The sequence below is a fragment of the Actinokineospora inagensis DSM 44258 genome, assembly GCF_000482865.1.
GTDB classification, from domain to species: domain Bacteria; phylum Actinomycetota; class Actinomycetes; order Mycobacteriales; family Pseudonocardiaceae; genus Actinokineospora; species Actinokineospora inagensis.
This window is the reverse complement of sequence record NZ_AXWW01000048.1, coordinates 26,057-38,776: the sequence shown is the minus strand read 5'-3', so window position 1 is coordinate 38,776 and position 12,720 is coordinate 26,057. Positions and strand designations below refer to the sequence as shown.

8 protein-coding genes and 1 pseudogene are annotated in these 12,720 nt (G+C 71.8%); 6 read left to right on the top strand and 3 right to left on the bottom strand.

Annotated features, from left to right (window positions below; all coding sequences use genetic code 11):
- Positions 1-36: 36 nt before the first annotated feature.
- The 4 genes from H504_RS0118340 (at position 37) to pgl (ending at position 5,105) form a co-directional block, all read left to right on the top strand.
- Positions 37-1,662, top strand: coding sequence for a glucose-6-phosphate isomerase (locus tag H504_RS0118340; RefSeq protein WP_026423961.1), 1,626 nt, complete (start codon positions 37-39; stop codon positions 1,660-1,662).
- A 44-nt stretch (positions 1,663-1,706) separates the two neighbouring features.
- The gene (zwf, locus tag H504_RS0118335; RefSeq protein ID WP_425394065.1) at positions 1,707-3,191 is read left to right on the top strand and encodes a glucose-6-phosphate dehydrogenase; all 1,485 of its coding nucleotides are present in this window, start codon (positions 1,707-1,709) and stop codon (positions 3,189-3,191) included.
- Positions 3,192-3,261: 70 nt separating this feature from the next.
- Positions 3,262-4,392 carry a glucose-6-phosphate dehydrogenase assembly protein OpcA gene (opcA, locus tag H504_RS0118330; protein ID WP_026423959.1) on the top strand — a complete coding sequence of 377 codons (1,131 nt, stop codon included), beginning with the start codon at positions 3,262-3,264 and terminating at the stop codon, positions 4,390-4,392.
- A complete protein-coding gene (gene pgl / locus H504_RS0118325; protein WP_035304828.1) occupies positions 4,389-5,105 on the top strand; it encodes a 6-phosphogluconolactonase in 717 nt (238 codons plus the stop codon). The genes opcA and pgl overlap by 4 nt, the downstream gene beginning before the upstream one ends.
- 58 nt (positions 5,106-5,163) lie before the next feature.
- Here pgl and H504_RS43205 read toward each other — a convergent pair whose 3' ends face one another.
- From H504_RS43205 to pabB, 3 genes and pseudogenes are all read right to left on the bottom strand, one after another.
- A complete protein-coding gene (locus tag H504_RS43205) occupies positions 5,164-6,150 on the bottom strand; it encodes a glycerophosphodiester phosphodiesterase family protein (RefSeq protein WP_281173641.1) in 987 nt (328 codons plus the stop codon).
- Positions 6,151-6,162: 12 nt separating this feature from the next.
- Positions 6,163-7,206 (bottom strand): annotated as a pseudogene (locus tag H504_RS43200) (glycerophosphodiester phosphodiesterase family protein); the annotation flags it as partial.
- 51 nt (positions 7,207-7,257) lie between these two features.
- Complete coding sequence (gene pabB / locus H504_RS0118315; RefSeq protein ID WP_026423957.1) at positions 7,258-9,312, bottom strand: aminodeoxychorismate synthase component I; 2,055 nt, start codon at positions 9,310-9,312, stop codon at positions 7,258-7,260.
- A gap of 152 nt (positions 9,313-9,464) precedes the next feature.
- Here pabB and H504_RS0118310 point away from each other — a divergent pair, with 152 nt between their 5' ends.
- Positions 9,465-10,871 (top strand): sensor histidine kinase, encoded by a 1,407-nt coding sequence (locus H504_RS0118310; RefSeq protein ID WP_245614334.1) that lies wholly within the window; start codon positions 9,465-9,467, stop codon positions 10,869-10,871.
- Positions 10,872-11,006: 135 nt separating this feature from the next.
- Positions 11,007-12,620 (top strand): methyl-accepting chemotaxis protein, encoded by a 1,614-nt coding sequence (locus H504_RS0118305; protein ID WP_026423955.1) that lies wholly within the window; start codon positions 11,007-11,009, stop codon positions 12,618-12,620.
- Positions 12,621-12,720: the final 100 nt, after the last annotated feature.

Genomic DNA, 12,720 nt, shown 5'->3' with positions numbered 1-12,720 from the left:
AGAGCTAGGACGAACCAGGAGAGGCTGACGCCGCAGATGGCAGAGCACCCCGGAGAAGTCGCAGTAACCATCGTTGACGAGCGGCTCGCCGAGGAGGCCGCTCCGCTCGTCCACCAACTGGTGGCCGAACAGGTGGCGTCGAAGCTCACCGCGCAGGACCCCACGCTGTGGGGTCCTGCGGCGGAGTCCGAGGCGGCCATCCGGCTGTCCTGGACGTCGCTGGCGAGCACGTCGCGCCCCCTGTTGGCCGAGATCGACGGGCTGCGCGCGGAGCTGCGCGCCGAGGGCATCGATCGGGTGGTCCTCGCGGGCATGGGCGGGTCGTCGCTCGCCCCGGAAGTCATCACCAACACGGCGGGTGTGCCGCTGGTGGTGCTGGACACGACCGACCCCGGTCAGGTCGCCGACGCGCTGGCGGGCGACCTTGCCCGTACCGTGCTGGTGGTGTCCTCGAAGTCAGGGTCCACAGTGGAGACCGACAGCCACCGGCGGGTCTTCGCGGCGGCGTTCGCGGCCGAGGGCGTCGACCCGGCGTCGCGGATCGTCGTGGTCACCGACCCGGGGTCACCGCTGGAGCGGTCCGCGACCGAGGCGGGCTACCGCCGGGTCTTCCAGGCCGACCCGAACGTGGGCGGCCGCTACTCGGCGCTGACCGCGTTCGGCCTGGTGCCCGCCGGGCTGGCCGGGGCCGACGTCGCCGCGCTGCTCGACGAGGCGGAGGCCGCCGTCCCGGTGCTGTCGCGGGACAGCGCCGAGAACCCGGCCCTGGTGCTGGCGGCCGCGTTGGGCGCGGCGCACGCGCGGGGCGCGGAGAAGGTCGTGCTGGCCGACACCGGGTCCGGCATCAAGGGCTTCGGCGACTGGGCCGAGCAGTTGGTGGCCGAGTCCACCGGCAAGGAGGGCACCGGTCTGCTGCCGGTGGTCGTGGAGCGCCCGGACGCGCCCGGGTTCGCCAACGCCGGTGACGACGCCACGGCCGTGGCCGTCGGGCGGGCGTCGGACGGGGCGAAGATCGGCACCGCGGGCACCCTCGGCGGGCTCATCCTGCTGTGGGAGTACGCGACCGCGGTGGCGGGCAGGCTGCTCGGGATCAACCCGTTCGACCAGCCGGACGTGGAGGCGGCGAAGAAGGCGGCGCGCGCGCTGCTGGACTCCCCCAGCTCCACCGAGTCCGCGCCCGCGTTCACCGACGGACCGGTCGAGGTTCACCCGTCCGAGGGTCTGCTGCCGGACGGGACCGACTCGCTCGCCGCCGCGGTGCACGCGTTGCTGGCCGCCGCGCCGGAGGCCGGGTACCTGTCGGTCCAGGTGTACCTGGACCGCCTCGACGACGCGTCCGCCGCGCTGCTGCGCCCGCAGTTGGCCCGGGTCTCCGGGCTGCAGACCACTTTCGGCTGGGGCCCGCGGTTCCTGCACTCCACCGGCCAGTACCACAAGGGCGGGCACCAGAACGGGGTCTTCCTGCAGGTGACCGGCGCGGTCGAGCGGGACGTCGAGGTGCCGGACCGCCCGTACACGCTGGGGGTGCTGCAGCACGCGCAGGCACTGGGCGACGGTCAGGTCCTCGTCGAGCACGGCCGACCGGTGCTGCGGCTGCACTTCACCGACCGTGCGGCCGGGCTGGCCCGGCTGGTCGAGGCGCTCGCGGAGGTGGGGCGGTGACCCGCGCCTGGGTGAACCCGCTGCGCGACGAGCGCGACAAGCGGATGCCGCGGATCGCCGGGCCGTGCGGCCTGGTGATCTTCGGTGTCACCGGTGACCTCTCCCGCAAGAAGCTGATGCCCGCGATCTACGACCTGGCCAACCGGGGGCTGCTGCCGCCGGGCTTCTCACTGGTCGGGTTCGCCCGCCGGGAGTGGGCGGACCAGGACTTCGGGCAGGTCGTCTACGAGGCGGTCAAGCAGCACGCGCGCACCCCGTTCCGGGAAGCGGTGTGGGACCGGCTGGCCGAGGGCTTCCGGTTCGTGCAGGGCACCTTCGACGACGACGCCGCGTTCGACAACCTCGCCGAGACCGTCGCCGAGTTGGACGACCTGCGCGGCACGGCGGGCAACCACGCGTTCTACCTGTCCATCCCGCCGGGCGCGTTCCCGGTGGTGACCAAGCAGTTGGCCCGGTCCGGCCTGGCCAAGCCGGACGGCCCGGACAAGTGGCGCCGGGTGGTGATCGAGAAGCCGTTCGGGCACGACCTGGCCAGCGCCAAGCAGCTCAACAAGATCGTCAACGACGTGTTCCCCGAGGACTCGGTGTTCCGCATCGACCACTACCTCGGCAAGGAGACGGTGCAGAACCTGTTGGCGCTGCGGTTCGCCAACCAGTTGTTCGAGCCCATCTGGAACGCCAACTACGTCGACCACGTGCAGATCACCATGGCCGAGGACATCGGCCTCGGTGGTCGCGCGGGCTACTACGACGGCATCGGCGCCGCCCGCGACGTCATCCAGAACCACCTGCTGCAACTGCTCGCGCTCACCGCCATGGAGGAGCCGGTGTCGTTCCGGCCCAAGGCGCTGCGCACCGAGAAGATCAAGGTGCTGGAGGCGACCAAGGCGGTCGGCCCGTTCGCCGAGACCACCGCCAGGGGCCAGTACCTCGGCGGCTGGCAGGGCGGGCAGAAGGTGCCCGGCCTGCTGGAGGAAGAGGGCTTCGCGAAGACCTCCACCACCGAGACCTACGCGGCGATCACCCTGGAGGTGAACACCCGGCGCTGGGCCGGGGTGCCGTTCTACCTGCGCACCGGCAAGCGGCTGGGGCGGCGGGTCACCGAGATCGCGGTCGTGTTCAAACGCGCGCCGCACCTGCCCTTCGACGACACCGCCACCGAGGAACTGGGGCAGAACGCCCTGGTGGTGCGGGTGCAGCCGGACGAGGGCGTGACCATGCGGTTCGGCTCGAAGGTGCCCGGCAACTCGATGGAGGTCCGGGACGTGTCCATGGACTTCTCCTACGGGCACGCGTTCACCGAGTCCTCCCCGGAGGCCTACGAGCGGCTGCTGCTCGACGTGCTGCTCGGCGAACCGTCGCTGTTCCCGGTCAACCAGGAGGTCGAGCTGTCCTGGGAGATCCTGGAGCCGGTGCTGCGGTACTGGAAGACCGCGGGCAAGCCGGAGGGATACCAGTCCGGTACCTGGGGGCCGGAGTCCGCTGAGAAGATGTTGTCGCGTACCGGCCGTCATTGGAGGCGACCGTGATCCACCATGCGTCCGCTGATCATGGGCGACGACCGGGTGCGGGTGTCCCGCAACGGCGCAGGAGGCGACCGTGATCATCGACCTGCCCTCGACCACCACGTCGCAGGTCAACACGAAACTGGTGCACCTGCGGGAACAGGGCGGCGCGACCGCCCTGGGCCGGGTGCTGACCCTGGTCATCGTCACCGACGACGGGACCAAGACCGAGGACGCGATAGACGCGGCCAACGACGCCAGCCGGGAGCACCCCTGCCGGGTGATCGTGCTGGCCCGCGGCGCCCGCAAGGCCGCCGCCCGGCTGGACGCGCAGATCCGGGTCGGCGGCGACGCCGGTGCCAGTGAAGTCGTGGTGCTGCGGCTCTACGGCGCGCTCGCCGACGAGGGCGCCAGTTGCGTCATCCCGCTGCTGCTGCCGGACGCGCCGGTCGTGGCGTGGTGGCCGTTCGAGGCGCCCGCCCGGCCCGCCGACGACCCGATCGGGCGGCTGGCGCAGCGCCGGATCACCGACGCCGCCGCCGAGCGCAACCCGATCAAGGCGCTGGAGGTCCGGCAGAAGAACTACACCGAGGGCGACAGCGACCTGGCCTGGACCCGGCTCACCCTGTGGCGGGCCGTGCTGGCCGCCGCGCTGGACCTGCCGCCGTACGAGAAGATCACCGACGCCACGGTCACCGGTGAGGGCGACTCCCCGTCGACCGACCTGCTGGCCGGGTGGCTGGCCGCGCGGCTGCGGATCCCGGTGCGCCGGACCAAGGCGGTGAACGGGCAGGGGATAGTGTCCGTCGTGCTGGAACGGAAGTCCGGTTCGGTCGAACTGGTCCGCCCGGACGGCAAGGTCGGCACGCTGACCCAGCCGGGGCAGCCCGCCCGCCGGGTCGCGCTGCAGCGGCGCGAGGTCCGCGACTGCCTGGCCGAGGAGCTGCGCAGGCTCGACCCGGACGAGCCGTTCGAGGAGACCCTCAAGGGTCTCGGCAAGATCGTGCGCGGCCGCACCCCGGTCAAGACCCCGACCAAACCCCCCGCGACCTCCGACGAGTCCCCCGTGGTGTCGGCCGCCGATGCCGAGGCCACGTTGGCCCGCAAGTCCGCGGCCGCGGACGAGCAGCCACCGGCCAAGAAGAACTCCACTCCAGCGAAAAAGCCGCGCGCGGCGAGTTCCACCAGGTCGACCGCGCGGGCGGGCAAGGGCGGCAAGTCATGAGCCTGCGGACCATCATCTACACCGACCCGCCGCTGCTGGCCGCCGCCACCGCGGCGCGGCTGGTCACCGCCATCACCGACCTGCAGGCCAGCCAGACCAAGGTCACCCTGGCGCTGACCGGCGGCCGCACCGGCATCGCGGTCCTGGAGCACCTCCGGGTGAACAACGCGATGACCGCGATCGACTGGGACGCCGTCGACATCTACTGGGGCGACGAGCGCTTCCTGCCCGCCCGCCACCGCGACCGCAACGAGACCCAGGCGCGGGCGGCCCTGCTCGACCACGTCCCCATCCCGCCCAACCGCATCCACCCCATCGCCCCCTCCGACGGCCCCTACGGCGACGACCCCGACCTCGCGGCCGCGGCGTACGCCAAGGAACTGGCCGAGGTGACGCTGGACATCCTGCTGGCCGGGGTCGGCGAGGAGGGGCACACCCTGTCGGTGTTCCCGGACTCCCCCGCCGTCCACGAGTCGGAAGCCACCGTCGTCGCGGTCCGCGACTGCCCCAAGCCGCCGCCCACCCGCATCACGCTGACCCTCCCGCTGGCCCGCCAGGCCCGCGAGGTCTGGCTGATGACCACCGGCGCGGGCAAGGCCGAGGCCGTCACCACCGCACTGTCCGGCGCGTCCGAAGTGGACCTCCCGGCCGCGGGCGCCACCGGCCAGGACCTGACCCTGTGGCTGCTCGACAAAGCGGCGGCGGGCCGCTAGCCGCGAACACGCGAAACGGGGTGGGCACTTCTGGTGCCCACCCCGTTTCCGTTGTCGGCTAACGAAGACCGTTCAGCTTGGCCACGGCGACCAAGAGGTCCGGGTCGTCGGTGATGAGGCCGTCGACGCCGAGGGCGATGACGTGTTGCATGGTGGGGGCGTCGTCGACGGTGTAGGGGACGACCTTGAGGCCCTGGCGGTGGAGGCCGGCGATGTCGGGGCCGTGGAAGTAGGACGGGTCCTGGCGGAGGTACCAGTCCGGGTTGACCACCGGCTGCTGGTGGGGGTCGTGGACCTGCCAGTTGGCGGAGACGGTGGTGGCACCGGCCAGGCGGGTGAGCTTGCCGAGGTCGCGGACCTTCCACCAGTCCAGGCCACCGGTCCACGGGGACTTCACGGAACGGTTGCCGTAGACGGCTTCCAGCGAGCACTCGTCGGCGAGGGTGGCGCACTCGGCGGGGCCGTACTGCCACACCAACGCGACGGTGGCCAGGCGGGGCTGGAGGAAGCGGGAGAGTTCGATGGTGCGCCAGTCGAAGGACTGCAGGGTGGACCGGTCGACGAAACCCGCGCGGGCGATCTCGCCGACGACCTTGCGGGTGAAGACGTCGTACGGCGCCGTGTCGGCGGGGGCCAGCGGGCTGGTCTTGGTCTCGATGTTGAGCCGGATGTCCTGGCGGCCGCTCGCGCGGACGGCGGCGAACACCTCGGCCAGGGTCGGGATCCGCTCACCCGGCACCGCGACCTGGCGCGGGAACTCGGGCAGCGTCTTGGAACCGCAGTCGACCGTCTTGACCTGCGCCAGGGTCAGCGAGTGGATCAGCTTGCCGACATAGGGGAAGGCCGGGTCGCCGGGGCGGACCGGGGCGGTGTCGACGCAGTGGGCGCCGGGGATCACGCGGTCGTGCATGACGACGACGGCGCCGTCGGCGGTGATGCCGGTATCGAGCTCCAAAGTGGACACAGCGGGGTTCGCCAGCGAGTACTTGAACGCGGCGAGGGTGTTCTCGGGTCGGACCGCGCGAGCGCCCCGGTGGCCCTGGATGTCGAACGGCGACGGGTAGGCCCGTGGCAGCCGGAACCCGCGCCGCGCCAGCAAAGCGCGCAACCGGTCCGGGTAATCGGTGATCAGCCCGTCCACGCCGTCATCGATCAGTTTGGACATCGTGGGCACGTCGTCCACGGTCCACGGAATGACCTTGATGCCGTTGTCGTGCGCGTGCCGGACCATCTCGGCGGTCACATAAGGCTTGTAGCCTGGGTCGTTCACCGTGCCGCCCTGCGGGAACCCGTGCACGGGTGAGAAAGCGCTGGCACCGAAGGACTTGATGGCCGCGATCGGGTCGCCGCCGAAGTCGTCGATGTCGATGCCGCCGAGCCATGGTGACTTGCCGGGCTTGCCGGTCTCCAGGAAGTCGTAGTTGGTGAGGGCGACCAGCGGCAGCCGGGGGTTGACCCGGTGCATGAGCATCAGCGAGCCCCAGTCGAAGCTCTGGATGGTCACCTGGCTCGCCACGCCCGCGTCCCTGATCTCACGGGCGGTGATCGCGACGAACTTCTCCCGCGGCGCGGTCTCGGACGGCGACCCGGCCTCGACCTTGGTCTCCACGTTGAAGTGGACGTCGGAGTGGTAGCGGTGGGCGAGGTCGAACACCTCGCTCAGCAGCGGCATCTTGGCGCCCGGCACGAGTTCCTGCCCCGGGAAGTCCGGCAGCCGCTTCGACCCGCAGTCCAGGCTGCGGACCTGCGCGAGGGTGAGCGTGTTGACGTACTTGCCCACGTACGGGAACTGGGGGTCACCGGGCACAACGGGTGCCGTGTCGCGGCACTTGCCGCCGTCGATCTTGCGGTCGTGGCCGACGACGGCCTTGTCGTCCACGGTGATCTGGACGTCGAGTTCGAGGGTGCTGACGCCGAGTTGGATGGCGTTGCCGAAGGACGCGAGCGTGCTCTCCACGCGCAGACCGATGCCGCCGCGGTGGGCCTCGAGGTCGAAGTCGCGCGGCCGCGGGTGCGCGGCGGCCAACGCGGGGAACGCGGTAAGCGCGGTCAAGCAGGCCAGTGCGGCGGTGCCTGCCCGTGACAAGAGGGATGGGCTCATGTCGGGATGGTGGCAACCGTAAGGGGACGGGCCGTGACGGGACGGTTTCCCTCAGTCAAACCCTCGCGCGGCGGCCCGGTCCGGGAAGTCGACGCCGAGCAGATCCAGCATCGTGCGGGCCTTCACCACGGTCTCGGTGTACTCGTCGGCCGGGTCGGACAGGGCGATCACCGCCCCACCGACACCGAAGGACACCTGGCCCGGTCGGGCGACGAGGGTCCGGATGACCACGCTCAGGTCGGCGGCCCCGGTGAGCGAGAAGTAGCCGATGACCCCGGAGTAGACCCCGCGCGGGCCGCGTTCGAGCCGGTCGATGATCCGCATGGTGCGTTCCTTGGGCGCCCCGGTCATCGACCCGGGCGGGAACGCCGCGCGGACGCACCGGACCGCGGAGACCCCCGGGGCGAGCCGCGCGCGGACCGTGCTGACCAACTGGTGCACCGTCGGGTGGGTCTCGACCTCGAACAACCCGGTTACCGCCACCGAGCCCGTCTCCGCGTGCACGCCGAGGTCGTTGCGGACCAAGTCGACGATCATCAGGTTCTCCGCGCGGTCCTTCTCCCCGGTGGCCAGGTCCGCGCGCAGCCACTCGTCCTCGGCGGGGGTGCGCCCGCGCGGCCGGGTGCCCTTGATCGGCCGGGATTCCGCCACACCGTCGGCGCTGACCGACAGGAACCGCTCCGGCGACGTGCTGAGCACCGACAGACCGCCGAACCGCAGCAGGGCGCCGTGCCGGGCGGGGTTGGCGCGGCGCAGCGACCGGTAGGCGGGCCACACGTCCAGTTCGGCGCGGGCGGTGATCTCATTGGTGAGGCAGACCTCGTAGGTCTCGCCGTCGTGGATGGCGGACTGGCTCTCGGCGATCATCGCCAGGTAGCCGTCGCGATCGTGCCGGGCGCGCACCGGTCCGACGCTGATGTCGGCCGGACCGGGCGGGGACAACCGGGGAGCCGACGCCAATGCCGCCGCGGTGGCGGTCAGCCAGTCGGTGCTGTCGGTGCCCGCCAAGGCGAGCAGGTACACCTCGCCGGTGGCGTGGTCGAAGGCGAGTGCCCGATCGGCGAACACGAGCTGCGCGTCCGGATCGGCGGACCGGTGCGCCTGCTCGCCGCCGCACTCGGCCTTGAGCTCGTAGCCGAGGTAGCCGACCCAGCCGAGGGCGAAGTCGAACGGCAGGTCCGGCGCGGAAACCGGGTGCGCGGCGAGGTCGGCGTCCAGCCACGCCAGGAACTCGCCGTCGACGACCTCCACCCCGGTGGCCGACGTGATCGTCACCGTCCGCGCCGCGACGTCCGCGGTGGCGACCCGCGCCAGCGGACCGCCCGCGTCGCCGAGGAAGGAGAACCGGCCGTCCGCCGCGCTGTCCAACCAGAACGCGTGCTGGGAATCCCGGTACAGCGCGGCGTAAGCCTCCTCCGCGGTGACCGGCACGGTGATCTTCTCGACCAGCACCCGCGCCACCGGTTCCGGGACGGGCTCGACCGGACACACCGGCGGCGGGACGGAAATCCGTTCCCTGGGGCGGCCTTCGCGCCACCGATGGACCATATCGATGAAGTTGGCCAGCAGCGCGGTGCCGTGCTCGGTCGCGACGGACTCCGGGTGGAACTGCACGCCCCAGGCCGGGCGTTCCTTGTGCCGCACGCCCATCAGCACGCCGTCGTCGCTCCACGCGGTCGCCGCCAACGCGGGCGGCAGGTCGACCACGTGCAGGGAGTGGTACCGCACAACGGACATCGGCGACGGCAGCCCGGCGAACAGGTCGCGCCCGTCGTGGGAAATCTGGGAAAGCCTGCCGTGCCGAACCTGCGGCGCGTGCTCGACGCGGGCACCCCCGAGCAGGCAGAGTCCCTGGTGACCGAGGCACACCCCGAGCACCGGCTGGTCGGCGGCGGCGAGCACGGCCCGGCTGAGGCCCAGATCGCCAGGCACGCCAGGATGTCCGGGACCCGGGGAGATCACCACGCCGTCGTACCCGCGCAGCGTGGCCGGGTCGAGGTCCGCGTCGTTGCGGACCACCTCCGGTCGCCTGCCGCTGATCGCGGCGAGGGCCTGGACGAGGTTGTAGGTGAAGGAGTCGTGGTTGTCGACGACGAGCGTGCGCACCACGGGTGGGCTCCCTCCCCTCTTGCTCCGAACGGGCACCGTGCGTTTGCTCCCGCACAGTTGTTGTGCGGGTGCCGTCCCGTGGCCGGGGTTGTCTGTCTTGATGGGTGACGACACCTGGCCGCAGCACGTCGTCGCAGGAAGGGCGTTCCATGCCACAGCGCCAGCGCCGGAAGGCCCGGGACCGGGAGAATGGTAACGCCCCGGAAGCCGTCCCTTCCCCGCGAGCGGGTGCGCACGACCGCGCCGACCTGCGGGAAACCCCACCGGCGGCCGCGGGCGGCGCCGACCAGGCAAGCCAGGACCCAGGAGGAGGTGGCGCGCTGGTCGCCCCCATGCTGACGCCGGACAGCGTCGGTTCCGAGGCCCCCACGGCCGTGCTGGACCGGGTGGCGCGCACCGCCGTGCGGCTGCCGACCGGGCTGCTCGGCCGGTTCCGGTTACCCCCGCGGCTGGCGCTCTGGCGGGAGCGCAAACGGGTGCGCGACCTGTCCTCGGACGCGCTCGCGCTGCTGGTGGCCACCCTGGACGTGTGGCTGGTCCCGCCGCACGACGTGCCGATGTACTCGATCTGGCTGTCCTGGCTGGCGCTGCCCGCGATGCTGACCCGCAGGCACCTGCCGTTCACCGCGGTCCTGATCACCATCCCCGGGTTCTTCTTCGGCTGGTCGCAGTTGGCGGCGATGATCGCGCTGGGCACGCTGGCCAAGCGGTCGCTGGTCGGTTGGCGCACGGTGGCGGGCGCGGTGCTGGTCGCGCTGTGCCGGTTCGTGCTCTGGCCGTGGTCGGACTTCCTGGCGCTGACCTGGCGCGAGCACATCTCGGACGCGATCTACGGCATCCTGGTCGCCGGGATGCCGGTGGCCATCGGGCTGCTCATCGCGGTCCGCCAGGAGCTGTCCACCCGGATCCGGGAGCTGGCGCGCAGCCGGGAGCGGGAGAAGCGGCTGCACGCGGCCACCGTCCGCTCCGCGGAACGGGCGAAGCTGGCCCGCGAGATGCACGACGTCGTGTCGCACCAGGTGACGCTGATCGCGATGCAGGCGGGCGCCATGCAGGTCGACCTGCCCGACCCGGCCACCAGGGAGGCCGCCGAGACCATCCGCGCGCTGAGCACCCGCACCCTGGAGGAGCTGCGCGAACTGGTCGGCGTGCTGCGGTCCGGGGTGGACGACGACGAGGCCCAGCCCGGTGTCGACGACATCGCCGACCTGGTCCGCGACACCGATGTCCGGCTCTACATGGAGGCCTGCCCGGCGGACGTGCCCGGCCCGGTGTCCCGCGCCGCGTACCGGACGGTCCAGGAGGCGCTGACCAACGTGCGCAAGCACGCCGCCGGGTCGCGCACCTCGGTGCGGGTGCGGGCCGAGTCGGACGCTCTGGTCGTCGCCATCACGAACGAGGCGCCGCGCCGCCACCACCCCGGCACGCTGCCCTCCGGCGGGCACGGTCTGCTCGGGTTGCGCGAGCGCGCGGGCCTGCTCGGCGGCAGCCTCGACGCGGGCCCGACGGCCGAGGGTGGATTCGAGGTGCGAGCCCGGTACCCACTCGCGGGATGACCGGCCGGGTGATCCCGGTAGCGCGATCGGGGTATCTCGGGTGCATCGCCTCAGTCACCGCTGACCTTCGCCGAACGGCCGGGCACCTTCGTCTCTGGACCCGCGGGAGACCGCGCGAGTGGGAACTGGTGCCACATGCTGAAGCGAATCAGAAACCTGCGGGTCGGGGTCCGGGTGGGGGCGTCGATGGCGGTCCTGCTGGTGCTGTTGGCCGCCTTGGCCACGGTCGCGGTGTCCGGTATCGACCGCGAGCGGGACGCGGCGGCCAAGATAGCCCGGTCGCGGGACCTGACCCAACTGGCCATGCAGGTGAAGTTCCGCTCCGGCGACTTCAACGGCTGGCAGACCGCCTACGCCTTCGACGTGCTGCGCGGCGTCGCCAACGCCAGCGCCGACATCGGCGACTCCCGGGCGTCCTTCCTCAAGTCGGCCGCCGCGTTCAAAACCGAGCTGGCCGCGCTCATCGCCTTCGGCCTCGACTCGGACCAGGAGAAGGACGCCAAGGCCGTCGGCGACCTGTTCGACCAGTTCATGGCGCTCGACAACCAGATCGTCGCCGAGTACCGCACCGGCGTGTGGGCCAACTACGTGAAGGCCAACGACCAGGTCGCGGTCACCGAGATCCAGATCTACAACAAGATCGCCACGGGCATCGACACGCTGCTCAGCGACGTCGACAACGAGTCGGCGCAGACCGCGACCGACGCCCAGGACCTGGCCGCGAGCAGCAAGCTGACCACCATCCTGCTGGCCTGCGCCGCGTTCCTGGCCGGTCTGGTGATGACCGTGCTGCTGGTCCGCTCGATCACCCGCCCGCTGGGCAACCTGCGGGCCGGGCTCGCCGCCATCGCGGGCGGTGACCTCACCAAGCGCATCGAGGCCGACCGGTCCGACGAGCTCGGCGAGGTGGCCACCGGGTTCAACCAGGTCGCCGAGCGCACCCAGGGCCTGATCAGCCGGGTCGCCGCCCGCGCCGACGAGGTCGCCGGGGCCTCCCACGAGCTCACCACGGTCAGCGGCAAGCTCGCCGACACCGCGGGCGCGACCAGCATCGAGGCCAGCTCGATCAACGCCACCGCCACCCAGGTGTCCTCCATGGTCACCGCCATGGCCGGTGCCTCCGAGCAGATGCGCGCCGCGATCGACGAGATCACCCAGAACGCCAGCCGCGCCGCCGACGTCGCCAACGAGGGCGTCCGCGACACCGAGACCGCCAACCAGGCCGTCGCCGCCCTGGGTGACGCCACCGCCGAGATCGGCACCGTGGTCAAGCTGATCAGCTCCATCGCCGAGCAGACCAACCTGCTGGCCCTGAACGCGACCATCGAGGCCGCCCGCGCGGGCGAGTCCGGCAAGGGCTTCGCGGTCGTGGCCGGTGAGGTCAAGGAACTGGCCCAGCAGACCGCCACCGCGACGGAGGACATCACCCGCCGGATCAAGGCCATCGAACAGGGCTCCGCGGAAGCCACCTCGGCCATCCACCAGATCGGCCAGGTCGTCAGCTCCATCTGCGACACCCAAACCGTCATCGCCGCCGCCGTCGAGGAGCAGACCGCCACCACGGCCGAGATGAGCCGCAACGTCCACGAAACCGCCACCGCCGTCGTCCAGATCGGCGACGGCATCGGCGGCCTGGCCCGCGCCACCGAGGACACCAGCTCCGCCGCGGGCGCCGCCCAACGCACCGCCCGCACCCTCAACGACGCCTCAGCCGACCTCCGCACCCTCATCAGCGAGTTCCAGTACTAGTCCCGCCCAGCGAAGGGCCCGCACCCCACCCCGGGGTCGCGGGCCCTTCGCACGCTCCCCACACGCTCGCCGCACACCCCTGCCGGATCCCGCAAGACCC

Coding starts and splice junctions, on each gene's coding strand:
- zwf (WP_425394065.1), top strand. CDS start 1,707: ATGCCGCGGATCGCCGGGCCGTGCGGCCTGGTGATCTTCGGTGTCACC.
- pgl (WP_035304828.1), top strand. CDS start 4,389: ATGAGCCTGCGGACCATCATCTACACCGACCCGCCGCTGCTGGCCGCC.
- H504_RS0118340 (WP_026423961.1), top strand. CDS start 37: ATGGCAGAGCACCCCGGAGAAGTCGCAGTAACCATCGTTGACGAGCGG.
- H504_RS0118310 (WP_245614334.1), top strand. CDS start 9,465: ATGCCACAGCGCCAGCGCCGGAAGGCCCGGGACCGGGAGAATGGTAAC.
- H504_RS0118305 (WP_026423955.1), top strand. CDS start 11,007: ATGCTGAAGCGAATCAGAAACCTGCGGGTCGGGGTCCGGGTGGGGGCG.